At 71.0% G+C, this 18,552-nt stretch carries 19 protein-coding genes and 1 pseudogene; 11 read left to right on the top strand and 9 right to left on the bottom strand.

From position 1 onward, the window contains the following. Positions 1 to 207: 207 nt before the first annotated feature. Together AB5L52_RS01800 and AB5L52_RS01795 are read right to left on the bottom strand one after the other, a co-directional pair. Positions 208 to 1,098, bottom strand: a complete 891-nt coding sequence (locus AB5L52_RS01800; protein WP_369368785.1) for an SDR family NAD(P)-dependent oxidoreductase — start codon at positions 1,096 to 1,098, stop codon at positions 208 to 210. A 139-nt stretch (positions 1,099 to 1,237) separates the two neighbouring features. Next, the gene (locus AB5L52_RS01795) at positions 1,238 to 1,816 is read right to left on the bottom strand and encodes a TetR/AcrR family transcriptional regulator (protein WP_369362367.1); all 579 of its coding nucleotides are present in this window, start codon (positions 1,814 to 1,816) and stop codon (positions 1,238 to 1,240) included. Between the two features lie 624 nt (positions 1,817 to 2,440). On the opposite strand from AB5L52_RS01795, the gene AB5L52_RS01790 reads away from it, so the two are divergent. Further along, positions 2,441 to 3,058, top strand: coding sequence for a hypothetical protein (locus tag AB5L52_RS01790; RefSeq protein WP_369362366.1), 618 nt, complete (start codon positions 2,441 to 2,443; stop codon positions 3,056 to 3,058). A 405-nt stretch (positions 3,059 to 3,463) separates the two neighbouring features. Beyond that, positions 3,464 to 3,808 (top strand): MerR family transcriptional regulator, encoded by a 345-nt coding sequence (locus tag AB5L52_RS01785; protein ID WP_351033736.1) that lies wholly within the window; start codon positions 3,464 to 3,466, stop codon positions 3,806 to 3,808. Positions 3,809 to 3,935: 127 nt separating this feature from the next. Here AB5L52_RS01785 and AB5L52_RS01780 read toward each other — a convergent pair whose 3' ends face one another. From AB5L52_RS01780 to AB5L52_RS01770, 3 genes are all read right to left on the bottom strand, one after another. Next, positions 3,936 to 4,379, bottom strand: a complete 444-nt coding sequence (locus tag AB5L52_RS01780; RefSeq protein WP_369362365.1) for a DUF2267 domain-containing protein — start codon at positions 4,377 to 4,379, stop codon at positions 3,936 to 3,938. 64 nt (positions 4,380 to 4,443) lie between these two features. Further along, positions 4,444 to 4,839: a DUF2267 domain-containing protein gene (locus AB5L52_RS01775; protein ID WP_351572780.1), complete on the bottom strand. Its 396-nt coding sequence runs from the start codon at positions 4,837 to 4,839 to the stop codon at positions 4,444 to 4,446. Between the two features lie 101 nt (positions 4,840 to 4,940). Further along, positions 4,941 to 5,372 (bottom strand): Hsp20/alpha crystallin family protein, encoded by a 432-nt coding sequence (locus AB5L52_RS01770; protein ID WP_369362364.1) that lies wholly within the window; start codon positions 5,370 to 5,372, stop codon positions 4,941 to 4,943. Positions 5,373 to 5,500: 128 nt separating this feature from the next. On the opposite strand from AB5L52_RS01770, the gene AB5L52_RS01765 reads away from it, so the two are divergent. After that, on the top strand, positions 5,501 to 6,133 hold the full coding sequence (locus AB5L52_RS01765; protein WP_369362363.1) for a type III effector protein: 633 nt from the start codon (positions 5,501 to 5,503) through the stop codon (positions 6,131 to 6,133). Between the two features lie 269 nt (positions 6,134 to 6,402). Here the strand turns inward: AB5L52_RS01765 and AB5L52_RS01760 are convergent. The 4 genes and pseudogenes from AB5L52_RS01760 to AB5L52_RS01745 all read right to left on the bottom strand — a co-directional run. Then, a pseudogene (locus AB5L52_RS01760) lies at positions 6,403 to 6,969 on the bottom strand (methylmalonyl-CoA mutase family protein); the annotation flags it as partial. A gap of 27 nt (positions 6,970 to 6,996) precedes the next feature. After that, positions 6,997 to 7,188, bottom strand: coding sequence for a ferredoxin (locus tag AB5L52_RS01755; RefSeq protein WP_351033746.1), 192 nt, complete (start codon positions 7,186 to 7,188; stop codon positions 6,997 to 6,999). 26 nt (positions 7,189 to 7,214) lie between these two features. Next, entirely contained in the window at positions 7,215 to 8,450 is a 1,236-nt protein-coding gene (locus tag AB5L52_RS01750; protein WP_351033748.1) for a cytochrome P450, read from the bottom strand. Positions 8,451 to 8,494: 44 nt separating this feature from the next. Continuing rightward, positions 8,495 to 9,727, bottom strand: coding sequence for a cytochrome P450 (locus tag AB5L52_RS01745; protein ID WP_351033765.1), 1,233 nt, complete (start codon positions 9,725 to 9,727; stop codon positions 8,495 to 8,497). 437 nt (positions 9,728 to 10,164) lie between these two features. Here AB5L52_RS01745 and AB5L52_RS01740 point away from each other — a divergent pair, with 437 nt between their 5' ends. The 8 genes from AB5L52_RS01740 to AB5L52_RS01705 all read left to right on the top strand — a co-directional run bounded on the left by AB5L52_RS01740 (position 10,165) and on the right by AB5L52_RS01705 (position 18,500). Continuing rightward, positions 10,165 to 11,061 (top strand): proline iminopeptidase-family hydrolase, encoded by an 897-nt coding sequence (locus tag AB5L52_RS01740; protein WP_369362362.1) that lies wholly within the window; start codon positions 10,165 to 10,167, stop codon positions 11,059 to 11,061. A gap of 97 nt (positions 11,062 to 11,158) precedes the next feature. Continuing rightward, positions 11,159 to 12,094, top strand: a complete 936-nt coding sequence (locus AB5L52_RS01735; protein ID WP_351033754.1) for an acyltransferase domain-containing protein — start codon at positions 11,159 to 11,161, stop codon at positions 12,092 to 12,094. 24 nt (positions 12,095 to 12,118) lie between these two features. Continuing rightward, positions 12,119 to 12,370, top strand: a complete 252-nt coding sequence (locus AB5L52_RS01730; RefSeq protein ID WP_351033755.1) for a phosphopantetheine-binding protein — start codon at positions 12,119 to 12,121, stop codon at positions 12,368 to 12,370. A gap of 26 nt (positions 12,371 to 12,396) precedes the next feature. After that, on the top strand, positions 12,397 to 13,959 hold the full coding sequence (locus AB5L52_RS01725; protein WP_351033766.1) for an AMP-binding protein: 1,563 nt from the start codon (positions 12,397 to 12,399) through the stop codon (positions 13,957 to 13,959). A gap of 74 nt (positions 13,960 to 14,033) precedes the next feature. Next, the gene (locus tag AB5L52_RS01720) at positions 14,034 to 15,518 is read left to right on the top strand and encodes an AMP-binding protein (protein WP_369368784.1); all 1,485 of its coding nucleotides are present in this window, start codon (positions 14,034 to 14,036) and stop codon (positions 15,516 to 15,518) included. Continuing rightward, complete coding sequence (locus AB5L52_RS01715) at positions 15,515 to 16,771, top strand: type III PLP-dependent enzyme (RefSeq protein WP_351033757.1); 1,257 nt, start codon at positions 15,515 to 15,517, stop codon at positions 16,769 to 16,771. Before AB5L52_RS01720 ends, AB5L52_RS01715 begins: the two co-directional genes overlap by 4 nt. Before the next feature lie 14 nt (positions 16,772 to 16,785). Beyond that, positions 16,786 to 17,223: a cobalamin-dependent protein gene (locus AB5L52_RS01710; RefSeq protein WP_351033759.1), complete on the top strand. Its 438-nt coding sequence runs from the start codon at positions 16,786 to 16,788 to the stop codon at positions 17,221 to 17,223. Beyond that, on the top strand, positions 17,220 to 18,500 hold the full coding sequence (locus AB5L52_RS01705) for a methylaspartate mutase (protein WP_369362361.1): 1,281 nt from the start codon (positions 17,220 to 17,222) through the stop codon (positions 18,498 to 18,500). Before AB5L52_RS01710 ends, AB5L52_RS01705 begins: the two co-directional genes overlap by 4 nt. Positions 18,501 to 18,552 lie beyond the last annotated feature (52 nt).

Here is an 18,552-nt window from a genome sequence, read left to right as displayed (position 1 = left end):
CCGCCTGTCAGTGGCCAGGTGGATTTCAGGTACGGCCACCTGACGGGGAGTTGACTGGCCGCGCTCCACCACTACGGTCGGTGACCACAGTCGGCAACCTCTCCACGTGTTCCCCGGGCCCTGTCGCGCCGCCGTCGGGCCGTGTCGACACCTCTGGATGTCATTCCTCGCCGCAGCGGTCGGATCTCTGCACGGTGGATGCGCGGTTCACTCGATCAATGGCCCGTCTGGAAGGGGTGCCAGCTGCCGGCTGAGCCTGAGTACGCCGGTGACAGTCCGGGGGTCGGTGCTAGCTCGGAAGGCAGGAACGGGGTGGGTCTGAGGGCCGATGATCAGGCCGGTCTGCCCGTCGAGTGTGGGGTCGTTGGCCGCGACGATGGACGGCTTGGCGGCCGCGGATGCGGGGCCGGCGGTGGAGCGTTCGAAGGTTCGGCGGACCAGCGGCCACAGCAGCCGCAGGGGCGGAGAGACGATCCTGGGCGAGGTCATGGTGCCGTTGGTCATATCGGTCGCGGCGCCGCCGGGGTCGGCGGCGAAGACCGTGACGCCGCTGCCGCGCAGGCGCTCGGCCAGGTCGAGGGTGTAGGCGAGGTTGGCGAGCTTGGCCCGGCCGTACCAGTGGAAGCCGTAGTAGCCCCCCGGCGGTTCGACGGCGTCGAAGGTGCGCTTGGCGACCCTGATCGCACCGGAGCTGACGTTCACGATCCGGCTCGGAGCGCCGTCTCGGAGCCGGTCGAGGAGCAGCTCGGTCAGCAGGTACGGCGAGAGGTGGTTGACCGCGAACGACGCCTCGATCCCGTCGATCGTCCGCTGCCGCTGCGCGAACATCGCGCCGACGTTGTTGACCAGGACCTTCAGCGGCCCCTCCGCCGCCAACCGGGCGGCGAGCGCCCGGACCTCGCCCAGCGATGCCAGGTCGGCTGCCACGAACCGCGGTCCGCCTCCGGTCGCGACGGCGGCGATCCGCTCGACCGCGCGAGCGCCCCGCTCTGCATCGCGACCGACCACGGTGACGGCGAACCCGCGCGCCGCCAGCCCCAATGCGGTCTCCAGGCCGATCCCACCCGTCCCCGCCGTGACGACCGCCCGCTGCCCCATCATGTCCGCCCTCCACTGCCTCGCCATCACGAATCGGATAGGTATCCGTTTCGATGCGGGCACGCTAGCACAATCGGATGACTATCCGGTTAGCGGGAAGGTGGCGGCGCAGTCCCCTGTGCCGATTGCCGAACCACCGTCAGCGCGGGGGACGCAGCCCCGCCAGGAGGACATCGAGGTACACCTCGGTGCGCACCGGATCGCTGTTCCCGGCACGCACGGCGTGCTCGATGCCGCAGAGCAGGCGCCGCACGTCATCGGCCTCGACGTCGCGCCGGATGGCACCCGCCAGACGGGCACGGTCGAGGAGGTGGGCGACAGCCCGATCCAGCTCGGCCTTCAGCTGCGAGGTGTGCGCCTCGGCATCGGCGGCGGATTCGAGAACGGCGGCGAACCCGGTGTCCTCCAACGCGCGCGCGAGGGCGAACCGCAGCAGGCGGTGCAGGCCGGCGAGGGCGTCTTCCGCTTCCGCCGCGGCCTGCGCCTCCCCGACCAGCTCCCTGAACCGCTCGGCCGACAGCGCCTCCCGCAGCGCATGCTGGTTGGGGAAATGCCGGTACACGGTACCCACGCCCACGCCGGCCAGCCGGGCGATGGCGTTCAACTGGAGCGAGTCATCACCGGCAGCCAGTTGCTCGCGAGCGACCTGCAACACCCGGGCGCGGTTGCGAGCGGCATCCGCCCGCAGTATCGGCTCATGATCGGCTTTCGCTGTCACGGGCCCCAGCATACGGCCGCAGCCAGCAGCAGGACGGCGGCGGAAGACCCGGCACGAGGCCGCTGACCAGAGACTGGGCCCGCCGCGCCGGCGACCGGAACGGCGTTGCGAGGAGAACCCAGCAACCCAGCCTCCTGGGTCGGCGCCGCTCACCGCCTGTGACTGACCAGCCAACGGGGAGCTCAATTGGCCGCCAGTGGGGACCGCCGGCGGGGAACTGCTGGCCATCCACGAGGAGAAGATCTTGGCCGCTGACAGCCGCCATCGCTCGGTAGCGGCCGGAACTGGCTGGAGCCATGGTCCGCGGACCTCGCACATGGCCATTCAGTCCCGAGGAGCCGGTGTGCCCGTGTTCGCAACGCCGGGATTGCCGGCGGGTGCGTGGATGGGACGGCGGCGCATCACCTGCAGCGCGGTCAAACCGAGAGCGGCAGCCAGGGCGAGGGACACGTATCCGGCGTCGCGAGGCAGCCGGACGCCCGCCGCGTGCCGGCCGACAGTGTGCCCGGACGCGGACTGGCCTGGCGGCTGTGCGGCAGCACCCGTCTCTTTCGCTCCTTGCGTGGGGGCACTGCCGGGTTCTGACGGGCTGGAAGGCCCGGGCGTGGGGCGGGAGACGCCCTCGTGCTGGGCAGGAAGCTGGAGACTCCGGCCTGGGTAGATGAGGTGCGGGTTCTGTCGCGAGACTGCCCCGGTGACAAGTACCTGCGGCAGTCACACCGCGACCGGCTCGGGGGCACGGCTGCGTCCCAGATCCTGTCGAGCGCACCCCGGCTGATCTGCATTGCTGGCGACTTCACTCGCTACGACGCGCACGCCGTACGCGAGCACCGGCGCTCGATCGACCTGGTCCGCTATCGATACTTCGGCAACGACCTCTTCGGTCTTGAGACCGTGGCTTCCGCCGCGGGGCACTTGGCCACGACCAAACGGGGTCGCCGGCGCGCGGCCGGGTTGCCGTCGACTCGGAGCCAGGACGGAGCGATGGCGAAGCCGGCCGAGGCGGTCGACGAGGTACTGCTCGGTCTCGGGGATGGCGTGTCGCCCTCCACTACGACCAGGGACCCGGTGGGGGTCGTGTCCCTTTCGGTCATGTGCTGCCACCCCGTCCTCAATGGGTTGTATCGCCAGGCTCAGCGTCTTCCCGCCGGGCCGGGATTCAACCAGGCACAGCACTCTTCCGGGTGTATGTGGGGCAGAAAACCCAGCAAGGGCCACGGAGGAAATCTGTCGCAACGATAGTAGACATTGGCCGCCCGCAGGGTTACCGTTTCTGTCGTACCCAGGAAGTCGAAGTGGGCACGGCAGAGATGAACTGCCGTGCATGCAGGTCAAGCAGGACGCGGTCCTCAAGGGCCGCGAGCAGTACCCGTTATCCAGCAGTACGACCGAGTAACCGAAGGTAAGGAGCAGAACGCCATCAGGATCGCCTGGGCGAGGAAGCAGTCCGCCCGGGTACGGCAAGGCCCCGGATTGGAAGGTGGTCCCCGGTCACGCATCAGCGATCCCCGCAGCCCCGCCCTCCCAGGCGGGATCCGCGGACAAAAAAGGCCGGCGCAGTGTGCTGGTAGATGGTGTTGAAAGCTCGGGGCCCGGGTGCCAGTGCGGCACCCGGGCCCCCGACGCGTCCGCTGAAAGAAGAGGTCTATGCCCCCTTCCAGTTCTCGTCCCGCCGACAATCTCGACGATGACGACTACCCCGCCTACACCATGGGCCGGGCCGCCGAGATGCTCGGCACCACCCCCGCCTTCCTCCGCGCCCTCGGCGAACACCGCCTGATCACCCCGCTGCGCTCCGAAGGCGGCCACCGCCGCTACTCCCGCTACCAGCTGCGCATTGCCGCCCGCGCTCGCGAACTCGTCGACCAGGGAACCCCCATCGAGGCCGCCTGCCGCATCGTCATCCTCGAGGACCAACTCGAAGAAGCCAGGCGCATCAACGAACAACTGCGCACCCGGGACAGCGAGTCACAGCCGAAGACCTCGGCCTGAAGCGGAATGCCAGGCGCGTCCCGCGCAGTTTTGAACCGGCGCCCCGCGCACAGGGCAGCGCACCGACACCGCCTCGAAGCCCGCCGCGTCTGCGTACGGTCCCTGGAACGCTTCGCAGGTGCCGCTTCTACGCGGCGGGGCTGAGTTCGGCGCGGCCGAACAGCAGCGCGTAGCCGGAGGGGAGCTGGTGGAGGATACGGGTCAGAAGGTCGGGGCCGGCACAGGCCGCGACGGCGGAGAAGACGGATCCGGTGTCCCAGCGGGTGGTGGCGAGGGAAGCGCCGGTGCGGGCGGCGAGGTCCTTGACGAAGGCCCAGCCGGTCAGCGGCCGGGTGTCGGGGATCTGCGCGGTCAGGACGCGTGCGGCCTCCAGGGGCAGACGGGCGGCCAGGTCGACACGTTCGTCGCCGGTCAGTTGGCGTCCCAGCCCCGCGAGGACCAGGCGGACGGCCTCGTCGGCCTTCTCGCGGGTGGGGTAGGCGCCTTCGTAGCGGACCTTCTCCAGCATCTGCTCGTGCGCCGTCCCGTACGGCTGCTGGTGCTCAAGCGGTACGCGCACGTCGGTGATCACTGCGGTGCATGCCTTTCGTGGAATCAGGGTGCGATGATGCCGGTGTGGGGCACCGAAATGCTGGTCAGGTGGGCTGGGGGCGGCCGAAGAGAAGGTCGTAACCGGCGGGGAGCTGGAGCAGCATCTGACCCAGCAGGTCGTCTCCGGCTGTGTCGGCGACCGTGGACAGTACGGCGCTGACGTCCCAGGTCGCGGTGTGTTCGGTGGCACCTTCGATCCAGGCTGCGGTCGCCCGGACGAACCGCTCCGGGGGCAGCGGTTCGGCGCTCTGCAGCGGGTTGAGGAGGATCAGGGCGAAGTCCTCCGGCAGGCGTGCCGCGAGCTGGGCGCGGACTTCGCCGACCAGGTGCGCGCCGAGCAGGGCAAGCACCACGCGGGCCGCGCGCTCGGCTTCCTCCACAGTGTTGTACTCGCCGCGTTCCTTCACATGGTCGAGGAACGCCTCGTGTCGCAGAGTCATCTCGGCCGCCGCCCCTTGTTCTTCGAAACTGCCCACGGAGGTGCGGAGGGCGGGGTGAGGGGGAGATCGGGTGCCCGTCCTCCGTACCCGTCCGGCCGGTGTCAGCCGGAGATCTCCTTGCGGCCGGAGCCGACGCCGATGGAGATCTTGCGGGGCTTGGCGCGCTCGGTGATCGGGATGCGCAGGGTGAGCACGCCTGCGTCGTAGTCGGCCTGGATGCGCTCGGTGTCGAGGGTGTCGGCGAGCACGATCTGGCGGGAGAAGACGCCCAGCGGTCGCTCGGACAGTTCCATCTGCACGTCGTCGGCCTTCGCCACGGGCCGGCGCTCGGCCTTGACGGTGAGCATGTTCCGCTCGACGTCGATGTCGATCGCGTCGGCGGTGACGCCGGGGATGTCGAAGGCCACCACGTACTCGTCGCCCTCGCGGTAGGCGTCCATCGGCATCGGAGACGGCCGGGACCAGGTGCCCGGGCCCAGCAGCTGCTGCGCCAGCCGGTCCAGCTCACGGAAGGGGTCAGTGCGCATCAACATCGTGAAAACACCTCCAGCAGGTTTGGGCAGTTGCTGCCAATGCGCTTCACTGACACCGTTGTAACATGTCATCTGATGGATGACAAACATGGTGTCGTCCAAAGGATGACTACCTGAGGGAGGTGCCCATGACCCCGGCCGACCAGCCGGTATCGTCCAGCGCCGACGCCGCAAGCCCGGCGTCGTTCCTCGCCGCTGCGGCAGCCCTGCACGCCATAGACGACGCCCTGCAGGCCGCCCGGCACGAGGTCCCCGGCACTGCCCAGACGCACGACGTCGGCGCGGAGCAGGCCCTGGCCTCTCTTATGCTGCTGCGGCAGGTGCGTGAGCAGCTCGCCGGATGGGAGACCGGCCTGATCGAAACCGCCCGCCACGCGGGTGCCAGCTGGGCCGACCTCGCCCACCCCCTGGGCGTCGCCAGCCGCCAGGCCGCCGAGCGCCGCTACCTGCGCGGCCGCCCCGGCCCCGCAGGAACCACCGGCGAACAGCGCGTCCAGGCCACCCGCGAACGCCGCGCTGCCGCACGCACCACCGCCACCTGGGCCCGCCGCAACGCGGCCGACCTGCGCCGCATCGCCGGCCAGATCACCGCCCTCACCGACCTGCCCACCGCGGCCCGCAACCCGCTCAGCCAGCTCCACGAAGCCCTCGCCCACGACGACCCCGCCGAGCTCATCCGCCCCCTCAACGCCACCCGCCCTCACCTGGCCACCACCCACCCCGACCTCGCCGCCCGGCTCGACGCCCTCACGCCCCCCTGAACCCAACCTGTCGTCCCAAGGCGTGCGCGAGATTGCCCGTGCCGTCACGTGACACAACTCTTCGCCTCTTCACCCGACACAGGAGCCGACGAGCGGGGATCGCCATCGCTTCCCCTCCGGGCTGCCCCGTCCATCACATGGGGTGACGCTCCGGGCTGGAACAGGTGCCGATTCACCTCCGCTCGCGCGGAGCCCAGAAGCGACCCAACATCGAGCTTCGCCTACTGCCCGGTTCACCTCCGCTCGAGCGGAGGTGAACCGCCGTGTTCGGCGCTCTCTTGTGCCCGGCAGGCGCCTGCCCCGACCATGCAGCGCCTGGAGAGCGAGACGGTGTTCCACCGGGGGATCTCGGTCTCGCAGTACGTGAAGGCGTTGGCGGTCAGGCGTAGCGAGACGCCGGGCGGGAAGACAGACATCCCTCGCGTGACGCACCCGTCGGGCACGTCGTTCTGGATCGTGCCCGTGAGCCGGTCGGCGGGGATCCCGCGCTCCTCCGCCACCAGCTGGTACAGCAGCAGGAGGAGGGCGGCAGGGGCGCCGATCCTCATCGATGGCGTGACCTCGGCCAGCGGGATGCCGTCGAACAGCACCCGCATGTCGTCGAGGGAGTCGACGGCCACACCGGCTCTGCCGACGTGACCGCGCGCGAGGGGTGCGTCGGAGTCGCGGCCCAGCCGGGTGGGCAGGTCGAAGACGATGGACAGGGTGGTGGCGCCGTGGGCGATCAGCCGGCGGTAGCGGGCGTTGGACTCCTTCGCCGTACCGAAGCCGGCGTACCCGGCGAAGCCGGAGTCCCGGCGCACGGGCCACGAGCGCCGGCCGGGGTACGTCGTGGGGGAGCGCAGCCTGTCCGGCACGGCTCTTCAGCCGTCGACTCGGATGGAGCGCGAGGGGCACAGATCGGCCGCCTGCAGAACTCCCGCGCGCAGGCCGTCGCCTGGCTCCTCGCGCAGGACGACCACGAGACCGTCGTCGTCCTGGTCGAACACCTCCGGGCTGAGCATGGCGCACTGGCCGGAACCCACGCACCGGTCGCGTTCCGTGGTGACACGCATGAGGGAGACTCCGATCGGATCGGCCGTCACCAGGTGACGGGAAGCTCGTAGACGCCGTAGACCATGGCGTCGTCCTTGAAGCGCAGCTCGTCCGGGTCGGCCGCGAGGCGCAGGCCGGGGATGCGGCGCAGCAGCGTGCCGTAGACCGCCTCCAGCTCCACCCGGGCGAGGTTGGCGCCGATGCACTGGTGGATGCCGTAGCCGAAGGCGAGGTGGCTGCGCGCCTCCTTGCGGTGGATGTCGAGGGTGCCCGGGTCCGGGAAGACGGACTCGTCGTGGTTGGCGGCGTTGTTCAGGGCGAGGATGCCCTCACCGGCGCGGATCGTGACGTCGCCTACCTCGATGTCCTCCACCGCGACCCGCGCCGTGCCGGAGTCGGAGATGGAGAAGACGCGGAGCAGTTCCTCGATGGCGTTGGGGAGAAGCCCGGGGTCCGCCCGCAACTCGGCCAGCTGCTCGGGGTGTTGCAGCAGGGCCAGCACCCCGAGAGCGATCATGTTGGCCGTCGTCTCGTGGCCGCCGACCAGCATCAGCCGCGCCATCGTCACCACGTCGACATGGTCGGCGACCTGCTCGGTGCGGTTCTTCTCCAGGAAGCGGCTGATGAGGTCGTCGCCCGGTTCGTTCTCCTTGAGGGTGACGAGCTTGTCGAGGTACGCGTCCAGGGCCTGCACCGCGGCCCCGTACTCCGCCGGGCTCAGATCGTGGTTCATCATCGCCGCCGACCACTCCTCGAACTGGGCGTGGTCCTCGTACGGCACACCGAGCAGCTCGCAGATCACCAGCGAGGGAAGCGGCAGCGCGAGCGCGGTGACCAGGTCGACCGGGCCGCCCGCGGCCAGCATCGCGTCGACACGCTCGTCGACGATCTCCTGGATCCGCGGCCGCATCTCCTTCACTCGCCGTGCCGTGAACTCCGGTATGAGCATGCGCCGTTGCGCGGTGTGCTCCGGCGGGTCCATGGACAGCAGCATCAGCCGGACCTGCGCCAGCATCTCCTCGGGGATGTGGAACTGGTGCGGATAGCCCGGCAGTTTCAGATTGGAGCTCACCCGGCCGTCGCCCAGCACCTGCCGGACGTCCTCGTGCCGGGTGACCAGCCAGGTCGGCTTCCCGTTCACCTTCAGCGCGGCGCGCGAGACAGGGCGGTCGCTACGCATCTGCGCGTACTCGCGCGGCTCGCTGAACGGACAGGTGCGTCGCATCGGGAACTGCGGAAGCGGCGACCCCGCCTCGGGCGCGGCGTCGGCGGACTGGGTCATGGCTGCCTTTCGGTGACGGAACGGGGTGGGTGTGGGGAGGTCCGTCACCAGGTGACGGGCAGCTCGTACAGGCCGTAGACGATGGCGTCGTCCTTGAACCGCAGCTCCTCGACCGGGGCGGCCAGGCGCAGCGTCGGGATACGCCGCAGCAGCGTCGTGTAGACGACGTCCAGCTCCATGCGCGCCAGGTTCTGGCCGATGCACTGGTGGACGCCGTAGCCGAACGCCAGATGGCTGCGGGCCTCGCGGCGCACATCGAGGCGGTCGGGGTCCGGGAAGACCCGCTCGTCGTGGTTGGCCGCGTTGTTCAGCGGCAGGATGCCCTCGCCGGCCCGGATGGTGACCCCGCCCAGCTCGATGTCCTCCAGGGCGACCCGTGCGGTGCCCGCGTCGGAGATGGAGAAGAAGCGCAGCAGCTCCTCCACCGCCTTCGGCATCAGCTCCGGCTCCTCGCGGACGGCGGCGAGCTGCTCGGGGTGCTCCAGCAGGGCCAGCACACCCAGCGCGATCATGTTGGCGGTGGTCTCGTGCCCGGTCACCAGCATCAGCTTGGACATGCTGACGATGTCGGAGTGCTCCACCGCGGGCGCGTGCCGGTTGAACTCGATCAGCCGGCTGATCATGTCGTCGCCTGGGGCGCTCTCCTTGGCGGTGACCAGCCCGTCCACGTACGCGTCCAGCTCGTAGTGCGCGCGGCCCCGGTCCTCGTCGCTGATGTCGTGGTTCATGATGGCCCACGCCCACTCCTCGAACCGGCCGTGGTCCTCGTAGGGGACACCGAGCAGTTCGCAGATGACGAACGACGGCACTGGCAGCGCGAGCGCGGTGACCAGATCGACCGGGCCGTCCGCGCCCTTGGCGAGCATCTGGTCGATCTGCTGGTCCACGATCTGCTGCACCCGCTCGCGCAGCTCACGCATCCGACGCACGCTGAACTCGGGTGCCAGCATGCGGCGTTGCACCGTGTGGTCCGGCGGGTCCATGGAGAGGAAGGTCAGCGGCACCGACTGCAGCGTCTCCTCCGGCACCGGCACCTGCAGGGGATACCCGGGCAGTTTCAGGTTCGCGCTGACCCGGTCGTCACCCAGGAGCTTCTTGTACAGGTCGTGCCGGGTGATCAGCCAGGTGCGCTTGCCGTTGACCTTCAGCTGCGCCCGGGAGACCGGCTCGGTCTCGCGCAGCTCGGCGTAGGCGGCCGGCGGGCTGAAGGGACAGGCCCGCCGCATCGGGAACTCCGGCGGCGCGGCCTCGTCGGCCGGTTCGGCAGGTGCAGTCATCATGTCCTCTTCGCACGGGAGGGAACGAGAAGCGCCGGCGGCGGAGCGGGGTCCGGGCGCGGCACCGGTGCGGCGCGGTCGGCCGTGTCTCGCACGCTAGGCAGCCGCGCCCCGGGGCCCCAACCCCTAGACGCCCCTAGCACTCCTGCCGTACAAGGGGGGGACTTCTGTGTCTGCCTGCCGCCGCCGGGGAGCACGCCGACCAGCCCCGGCGGCGCTGTACGGAGTCCGCGGCGACCCCTGTTCGCCCTCGATGCCGCCTAGGGGCGGTTAGGGGTCTGGTGGCGGGGCGGCGGCGATTAGCGTCGGCTGCGGACCACGGCAGATGCAACGGACGGCAGAGGCATGGATCGCCCGCCGCTCCGGCTCGCCGGGTCCCGGCCGGCGCCCTTGCCCCGGCCGCCGCCGCGTCCCGCAGCCGAGCAGAGGTGATCAGCGTGTCTCCGGATCCCAGCACGAAGGGAACCGTGCCCTTCGGGGAGTACCGGACCTGGTACCGCGTGACCGGTGAACTCGGCGCGGGACGGCCGACGGTCGTCACGGTGCACGGCGGGCCCGGCAGCACCCACGACTACCTGCTGCCCTTGGCCCGGCTCGCCGAGGACGGCTGGCCCGTAGTCCACTACGACCAACTGGGCAACGGCGGTTCGACTCATCTGCCCGACAAGGGGGCCGAGTTCTGGACCGTCGACCTGTTCGAGCGCGAACTGGCCAATCTGGTCGGGCAGTTGGGTATCGCGGACGACTATGTACTGTTCGGCCAGTCCTGGGGCGGCCCCCTGTGCGCCCGGCACGCCATGACCGCCCCGGCCGGTCTGCGCGGGCTGGTCATCGCCAACGCGCCCGCCTCGTACCCGATCTGGCTGCGGGAGATGGCGCGACTGCGGGCCGAACTGCCGCCGGACGTGGAGCGGACCCTGCGCCGGCACGAGACGGACGGCACCTACGACAGCCCGGACTACCTGGCCGCGATGCGGGTCTTCTACGACCGTCATGTGTGCCGGGTGTCGCCCTGGCCCCGGGACTTCCTGTCCTCCTTCATGGAGATCTACAACGATCCGACCGTCTACTACGCGATGAACGGGCCCAACGAGTTCCATGTCATCGGTTCCCTCAAGGACTGGTCGATCGTCGGTGAACTGCACCGGATCAGCACCCCGACGCTGCTGATCAGCGGCCGCCACGACGAGGCCACGCCGGCGGTCGTCCAGCCGTTCCAGGACCACATCCCCGGCGCGCGCTGGGAGATCTTCGAGGAGTCGAGCCATCTTCCGCACCTGGAGGAACCGGAACGGTTCTTCGCGGTGCTGACCGACTTCCTCAAGAGCCTGTGACGCCAAAGGGCCGGTGGCGGCCAAGAGCCCGTGACGGCACCTGAGCCCGTGACGCTCGAAAGTCCGTGAACCTGTGAAAGGGGGCGGGGATCCCGCCATGGCACACGACACCGCTCTCGTCTTCCCCGGCATGGGCCCCGTCCCGTTCGCCGAGGTGGGCCGGTTCATGGTGGCCAGCCCCTACGCCCGGGACCTGGTCGCCGTCGCCGACGAGGCGCTCGGCCACTCGCTCGTGGACGCCTTCCGGACCTCCCCGGGCGACTATTCGGAAGCCGCCCAGGTGGCCTTCCTCGTCAACTGCCTGGCCTGCGCCCACTGGGCCCGCGACCACCTCGGCGTGGAGCCCGACATCGTCGCCGGGCCCAGCTTCGGCGAGAAGGCGGCGCTCGCCTACACCGGCGCCCTGGAGCTGCCCGACGCGGTGCGCCTGACCGCCGACATCGCCCGCTGCCTGGAGGAGTACTTCGCCGAGGAGCACAAGGACATCGTCACGCTGTCCTTCGTGCGCGCCCCGCGCGACGGCCTCGACGCGATCCTCGCCGAGTTGGACGAGGCGGGGGAGTGGCACGAGATCTCCTGCCACATCGACGACGGCTTCTACATGATCTCCCTGTCCGAGCACCGCGTGGCGTGGTTCGAGGAGCGGCTCCGCGCCATCGGCAGCCTGCCGCTGTACACCATGCGCCCGCCCATGCACGCCTCGGCGTTCCGCTCGCTGCGCGAGAAGGCCGAGCGCGACGTGGTCTCCCGCTACACCTTCGCCGACCCCAAGCTGCCCGTCGTCGCCGACCAGGACGGCAGGCTGCTGCACACCGGCGAGGAGCTGCGCACCATGCTCCTCGACGGCTTCGACCACCCGATGAACTGGCCGAGCGTCACCACCGCCCTCAAGGACGCCGGCGCCCGCCGGCTGTGCGTGGCCGGGCCGGACAGCCTCTTCGGCCGGGTTCCCTGCGCGACCCGGAACTTCGACGTCGTCGCCGCACCGCCGCGGCTGGCGATGACCCCCCGGCGCCGTTCGCGCGCCGCCTGACCACCCGACTCGTTGGAGGCTCCCATGTGGGACGACCAGTTCGAACAGATACTCCGCCCCTTCGTGCCGTTCCTCGGCCCCCAGGAGCAGCTGACCCCGGACGCCGAACTGAAGGACCTCGGCCTGGACTCGCTCGCCACGGTCCAGCTGCTCGGCACGCTGGAGGAGGCCTACCAGGTCCGCTTCCGGGACAGCGCGCTGACCATGGACACCTTCCGCACCGCCGGCGTGCTGTGGGACACCGTGCAGAGCATGCTGCACACCACCGCGAGCTGACGGGACGGCCCTTCGTGGATCCCACCATGGACGGCACGCTCGCCGGCCGGTTCCTGCACGGGCTGGCCCTCGCCCCGGACCGGCCCGCGCTGCGCGTCGACGGCGTCGACACCACCTACCGCGAACTGCACGAACGCGCCCTGGTCCTGGCCGGCTCGCTGCGCGCCGGGCTGCCCGACCGGCCGCCCGCCGTGGGAGTGCCGGCCGGCAAGGGACCCACGGCGTACGCGACCCTGCTGGCCGGCCTGTACAGCGGCGTCACCGTCGTCCCGCTGCAGCCGGCCTTCCCCGCCGCCCGCACCCGGCAGATGATCGAGGCCGCCGGGGTCGGCGCGCTGCTCGCCGACGACGACGCCCTACCCGCCCTGAGCGCGCTGCACGCCGAGGGTGTCAGCCTGCCGACGCTGTTCGCGCCGGGCGGGCAGCCGATGCCGGCGCTCGCCGTCGACGCGGACAGCGCCCTGAAGGCGCCCCTGCCGGCCCGGCCCTCCGACATCGCCTACGTGCTGTTCACCTCCGGCTCCACCGGCCGCCCCAAGGGCGTCCCGGTCACCCACGCCAACACCGCGCACTACTTCCGACTCCTCGACCAGCGCTACGACTTCGGACCGCACGACGTCTTCTCGCAGACCTTCGACCTCAACTTCGACTGCGCGATGTTCGACCTGTTCTGTGCCTGGGGCGCCGGCGCCACCGTCGTACCGATCCCGCCCCACGCGTACGCACATCTGCCGGAGTTCGTGGCCGAGCAGGGCATGACGGTGTGGTTCGCCACGCCCAGCGCGATCACGCTGGTGCGCCGCACCGGCGGGCTCGAGCCGGGCGCGCTGCCGTCGCTGCGGTGGAGCTTCTTCGCGGGGGAGGCGCTCAGCTGCAAGGACGCCGAGGACTGGGCGGCCGCCGCGCCGGGCGCGACGCTGGAGAACCTGTACGGCCCGACCGAACTGACCATCACCATCACCGCACAGCGCTGGACACCGGGACGGTACCTCAACGACATGGTGCCCATCGGCGCCGTACATCCGGGCCACGAGACGCTGCTGCTGGGCGCCGACGGTGTGCCCACCGACAGTGACGAGGGCGAACTGTGCATCTCCGGGCCGCAGTTGACGCCCGGCTATCTCGACCCGGCCGATGACACCGGCCGGTTCCTGGAGCACGACGGACACCGCTTCTACCGCACCGGCGACCGCGTCCGGCGCGCCGCCGACGGCGGCTGGCTCTACCTGGGCCGCCAGGACGCACAGGTCCAGGTGCACGGGGTGCGGCTGGAACTCGCCGAGGTGGACGCCGCCGCACGCACCTGCCCGGGCGTGGAGGACGCCGTGACCGTGGCGGTGCCCGTGGACGGAACGGTGGAGCTGGCCGTGTTCCACACCGGCGTACCCGTGCCGCCCGCCCGGCTCGCCCGTCATCTGCGGGAGCTGCTGCCGGCCGCGGTCGTGCCGCGCGCCTACCACCACCTGGACGCGCTCCCGCTCAACTCCAACCGCAAGACCGATCGCAGGAAGCTCACCTCCGAGGCCACGGCCATGCGGCAGTCCGCCGGGGCGGCACCCACTCATGAAAGGCGGCAGGAGTCGCAGTGAACGGTCAACCGACAGCGCAGGCCCGCACCGACGCCCGCGAGGCTCGTCCGCGCGACGCCCGTACCGACGCCCGGGTGCACGACCTGCTCGACGAGGCCACCGCCGAGCGTCCCGACGCCCCGGCGGTCGCCGACGGCGCGGGCCGCTGGACGTACCGGGAACTCGCCGCCCACAGCCACGCCGTCGACGCCTGGCTGGAGGAGCGCGGCATCGGCCACGGCGACCGGGTCCTCGTCCAGCTGCCCAGCACCCGCGAACTGGTCGCGCTGCTGTACGGCACGGCGCGCCGCGGCGCCGTCCTGGTCCCCGTCAACACCGGTATGAAGGACTTCCATCTGCGGGCGGTCGTCGAGAACTCCGAGCCCGCGCTGGTCGTCGTCACCGACCCCGCCGTCGACCGGATCGCCGCCCTCGCCGAGGGCGTGCCGGTCCTCGGACTCGGCGAGGCGTGGCAGGACATCACCGCGCTGCGCGTGCGGGGAGCCCGGTCCGCCGGTGCCGAGGTCCGCCCCGAGGACCTCGCCGTCCTCGTCTACACCTCCGGCTCCACCGCGGCTCCCAAGGCCGTGATCTGCCCGCACGGCCAGATGGTCTTCGCCACCGAGGCCATCAACCTCGAACTCGGCTACCGCGCCGACGACGTGGTGTTCTGCCGCTTCCCCATCTCCTGGGACTACGGCCTGTACAAGGTGCTGCTCACCGCCGCCGGCCGCAGCGAACTCGTGCTCGCCGACGGGGAGTCGGACCTCGTGCTGCTGCGCCGCATCCGGGAGACCGGGGCCACGGTCGTCCCGATCGTGCCGTCCCTGGCCACCATGATCGTCGCCCTCGCCGAGCGCGAGCCGAGCCACGTGTCCCGGGTGCGCATGTTCACCAACACCGGTGCCGCGCTGCCGAAGACCACCGCCGACGGGCTGCGCACGGCGTTCCCCGGCGCGGAGGTGATCATCCAGTTCGGGCAGACCGAGTGCAAGCGCGTCTCCGTGCTGCCGCCCGCCCACCAGGACGCCAAGCCCGACTCGGTCGGCCGCCCGCTGCCCGGCACCCGCGCCTTCGTGGTGGACGACGACGGCAACCCCCTGCCGCCCTGGCAGACCGGCGAGATCGTCGTCGAGGGCCCGCACGTCATGCCCGGCTACTGGCGCGCACCGGAACAGACCGCCCGCGCCTTCCGCCCCGCCCCCGACGGCGGACTCCGCCTGCACACAGGGGACTTCGGCCATGTCGACGAGGACGGCTTCCTGTACTACGAGGGCCGCCGCGACGACATGTTCAAGCACAAGGGCGTGCGCATGAGCACCACCGAGATCGAGAGCGCCGCCACCGACATCCCCGGCGTCCGCGCCGCCGCCGTCCTGCCGCCCGCCGAAGGCCGCGCCCTCGCGGTGTTCGCCGAGGGCGACATCGACCCGCACACCCTGCTCAAGGAGCTGTCGCTCAGGCTGGAGCCCGCCAAGGTGCCCGGCGTGAGCCGCGTCGTCGACGAGCTGCCGCTGACCCCGCACGGCAAGCACGACCGCAAGCAGCTCGCCCGTCTCCTGGAAGGAACCACCCCGTGACCGGCCCCACCGAACCAGTGCCCCCACAGGCACTGGCCGAGCGCTTCGGTACCCCGTCCTACGTCTACGACCTGGACCGGGTGGCCGCGGCCCGCGACGACCTGTTCGCCGCGCTGCCCGACGAGGTCGAGGTCTTCTACGCCGCCAAGGCCAACCCGCACCCCGAGCTGCTGCGCGAGCTGCGCACCGGCGCGGCCCGCGGCTGTCGCGCCGAGATCAGCTCCGTCGGCGAACTCGACGCCGCCCTGCAGGCCGGCTTCCCCGGCGACCGGATCCTTTACACCGGCCCTGGCAAGACCAGCGAGGAACTGACCGAGGCGCTCACCCGCGGCGTCCGCCTCTTCTCCACCGAGTCCTACGGCGACCTGCGCCGCGTCGGCGAGGTCGCGCTCGAACTCGGTGTCACCGCCGACTGCCTGATCCGCATCAATAACGCCACCGGCGCCGCGGCCACCAGCATCCGGATGACCGGCGTGCCCTCGCAGTTCGGCTTCGACAGCGAGACCCTGCCCGGCCTCGCCGCCGAGCTGCGCGACGTACCCGGCACCCGCATCGCCGGGCTGCACTTCTTCCCGCTGAGCAACGCCAAGGACGAGGCGAGCCTCATCGCCGAGTTCCGCCACACCGTCGCCACCGCCGCCGCACTCCAGCAGGCCCTCGGCGTCACGTTCCGCTTCGTCGACATCGGCGGCGGGTTCGCCGCACCGTACGCCGTGCAGGGCGAGCGGCCGGTCTACCGCGAGCTGCGCGACGCCCTGGCCGAGACGCTGGACGACCACTTCCCGGGCTGGCGCAAGGGCGCCCCGCAGATCGCCTGCGAATCGGGCCGCTACCTGGTCGCCGACAGCGGCACCCTGCTCACCTCCGTCGTCAACGTCAAGGACAGCCGCGACACCCGCTATCTCGTCCTCGACGCCGGCATCAACACCTTCGGCGGCATGTCCGGCCTCGGCCGCATCCTGCCCGTGTCCGTCGAGCCGCACGAGTCCGTGGGCGCCGACGGCACGCCCGCGAGCCTCGCCGGGCCGCTGTGCACCCCGGGCGACCTGCTCGGCCGCAACGTCCCGCTGCCCGAACTGGCCCCCGGCGCCGTGCTCACCGTGCCCAACGCCGGTGCCTACGGCCCCACGGCCAGCCTCCTGATGTTCCTCGGCAGGCCCGCCCCCGCCGAGATCGTCGTACGCGGAGACGACGTCGTCTCCGTCTCCCGTATCCAGCACACCCGCACCTACGAACACGGACAGGCCCTGTGATGAGCCCCTCCCCGATGACCCCCACCCCCGCAGACCAGCCCGTGCTCGTGGCCGGCGGCATCTCCGACTCCCACACCTGGAACCTCGTCTACCTCCAGCTCCTCCTGGAGGAGCACGGGCACCGCGTGGTCAACCTCGGCCCCTGCGTCCCCGAGGACCTGCTCATCACCGAGGCCCTCGCGCACCGCCCGGCCCTCATCGTGGTCAGCAGCGTCAACGGCCACGGCTACCACGATGGCATGCGCACCGTCACCCGGCTGCGCGAGCACCCCGAACTCGCCGACGTACCCGCCGTGATCGGCGGCAAGCTCGGCATCGCCGGACCCTGCGGCAGCGACGAGGCGGCCGCCCTCTCCGCCGCCGGCTACGACGCCGTGTTCGACGACAGCGCCGAGGGCGTCGCCGCCTTCCGGCGGATGCTCGGCACCCTGCCGCAGCGGGCCCTGGTGTGACCGGCGTCGGGTTCGGCGCGTTCGTGCGCCGGGCTCACGACGCCGGCCACCTCGTGGTCCAGCCCCGGATGGGCATGAGCAGCCCGGACCGGATGCGGGCCGGGCTGCTCGCCACCCGGAACGCCACGGCGACCACCGTCGGCACGCTCACCCTGGACAGCTACACCCGGGTCGGCGACCTGGAGTCGGCCAAACTGGCCGTGCTGGAGGACGTGGCCCTCAACGGCTACCCGATCGTGAGCCACGAGACCACCACCACCCTGCAGGTGCTCGACCGGATCCACGGTCCCGACTTCCCGGTTCAGGTCCGGCACGGCTCCGCCGCGCCGCAGGACATCTTCCGGGCGCTGATGGCCGTAGGACTCGACGCCTCCGAAGGCGGACCGGTCTCCTACTGCCTGCCCTACGGCCGCGTCCCGCTGCGCGCGTCCGTCGCCCACTGGGCGGCCTGCTGCCAACTGCTCGCCACCCTGCGCGAGTCGGGCGCCGCACCGCACCTGGAGACCTTCGGCGGCTGCGTCCTCGGCCAGCTCTGCCCGCCCAGCTTGCTCGTCGCGATCAGTGTCCTGGAGGCGATGTTCTTCCACCGGCACGGCATCCGCAGCATTTCCGTGAGTTACGCCCAGCAGACCGACCCGCGCCAGGACGCCGAAGCCGTGGCCGCGTTGCGCACCCTGTGTGCGCGCTTCCTGCCGGACACCGAATGGCATGTCGTCGTCTATGCCTACATGGGGCTGTATCCGGAAACCGAGCACGGCGCCTACCGACTCCTCGGAAAAGCGGCCGAACTCGCCGTCGCCAGCGGCTCCGAACGGCTCATCGTGAAAACCGTCGCGGAATCCCGCCGTATTCCGACCGTCGCCGAGAACATCGCGGCCCTCGAATACGCGGCGGCGGTCGCCGCACGGACTCCGCGCGCTCCGCTGGAGGGCCCCGGCACCCAGACCTACGCCGAGGCGTCTTCCCTGGTGAACGCGGTGCTGGACCTGCACGACGACCTCGGCGAGGCGCTGCTCGCGGCGTTCGCCCGAGGCCTTCTCGACGTTCCCTACTGTCTGCATCCGGACAACGCCGGATTCAGCCGGAGTTATATAGGCGCGGACGGCCGACTGTGCTGGGCCGACGTCGGAAAGATGCCGCTGCACGGCATCGCCGACGTACGCCCCACCGAGGCCATCACCTCCGTGGATCTGCTCGACTCCCTGTCCTATGTGCGCCGTTCGTACGACCGGCACGACACCGAGGACCCAGTGGGCTGCGAACCCGCCCGCCCCTAGGGGTACTTAAGGGTGTGGCTTTTCGCGGCCCGTCATTACCGTGTGGAAAAAG

Origin of the sequence: Streptomyces sp. CG4 (genome assembly GCF_041080655.1) — a bacterium.
In the GTDB taxonomy this organism is placed as follows: domain Bacteria; phylum Actinomycetota; class Actinomycetes; order Streptomycetales; family Streptomycetaceae; genus Streptomyces.
This window is presented reverse-complemented; position numbering and strand designations above follow the sequence as displayed.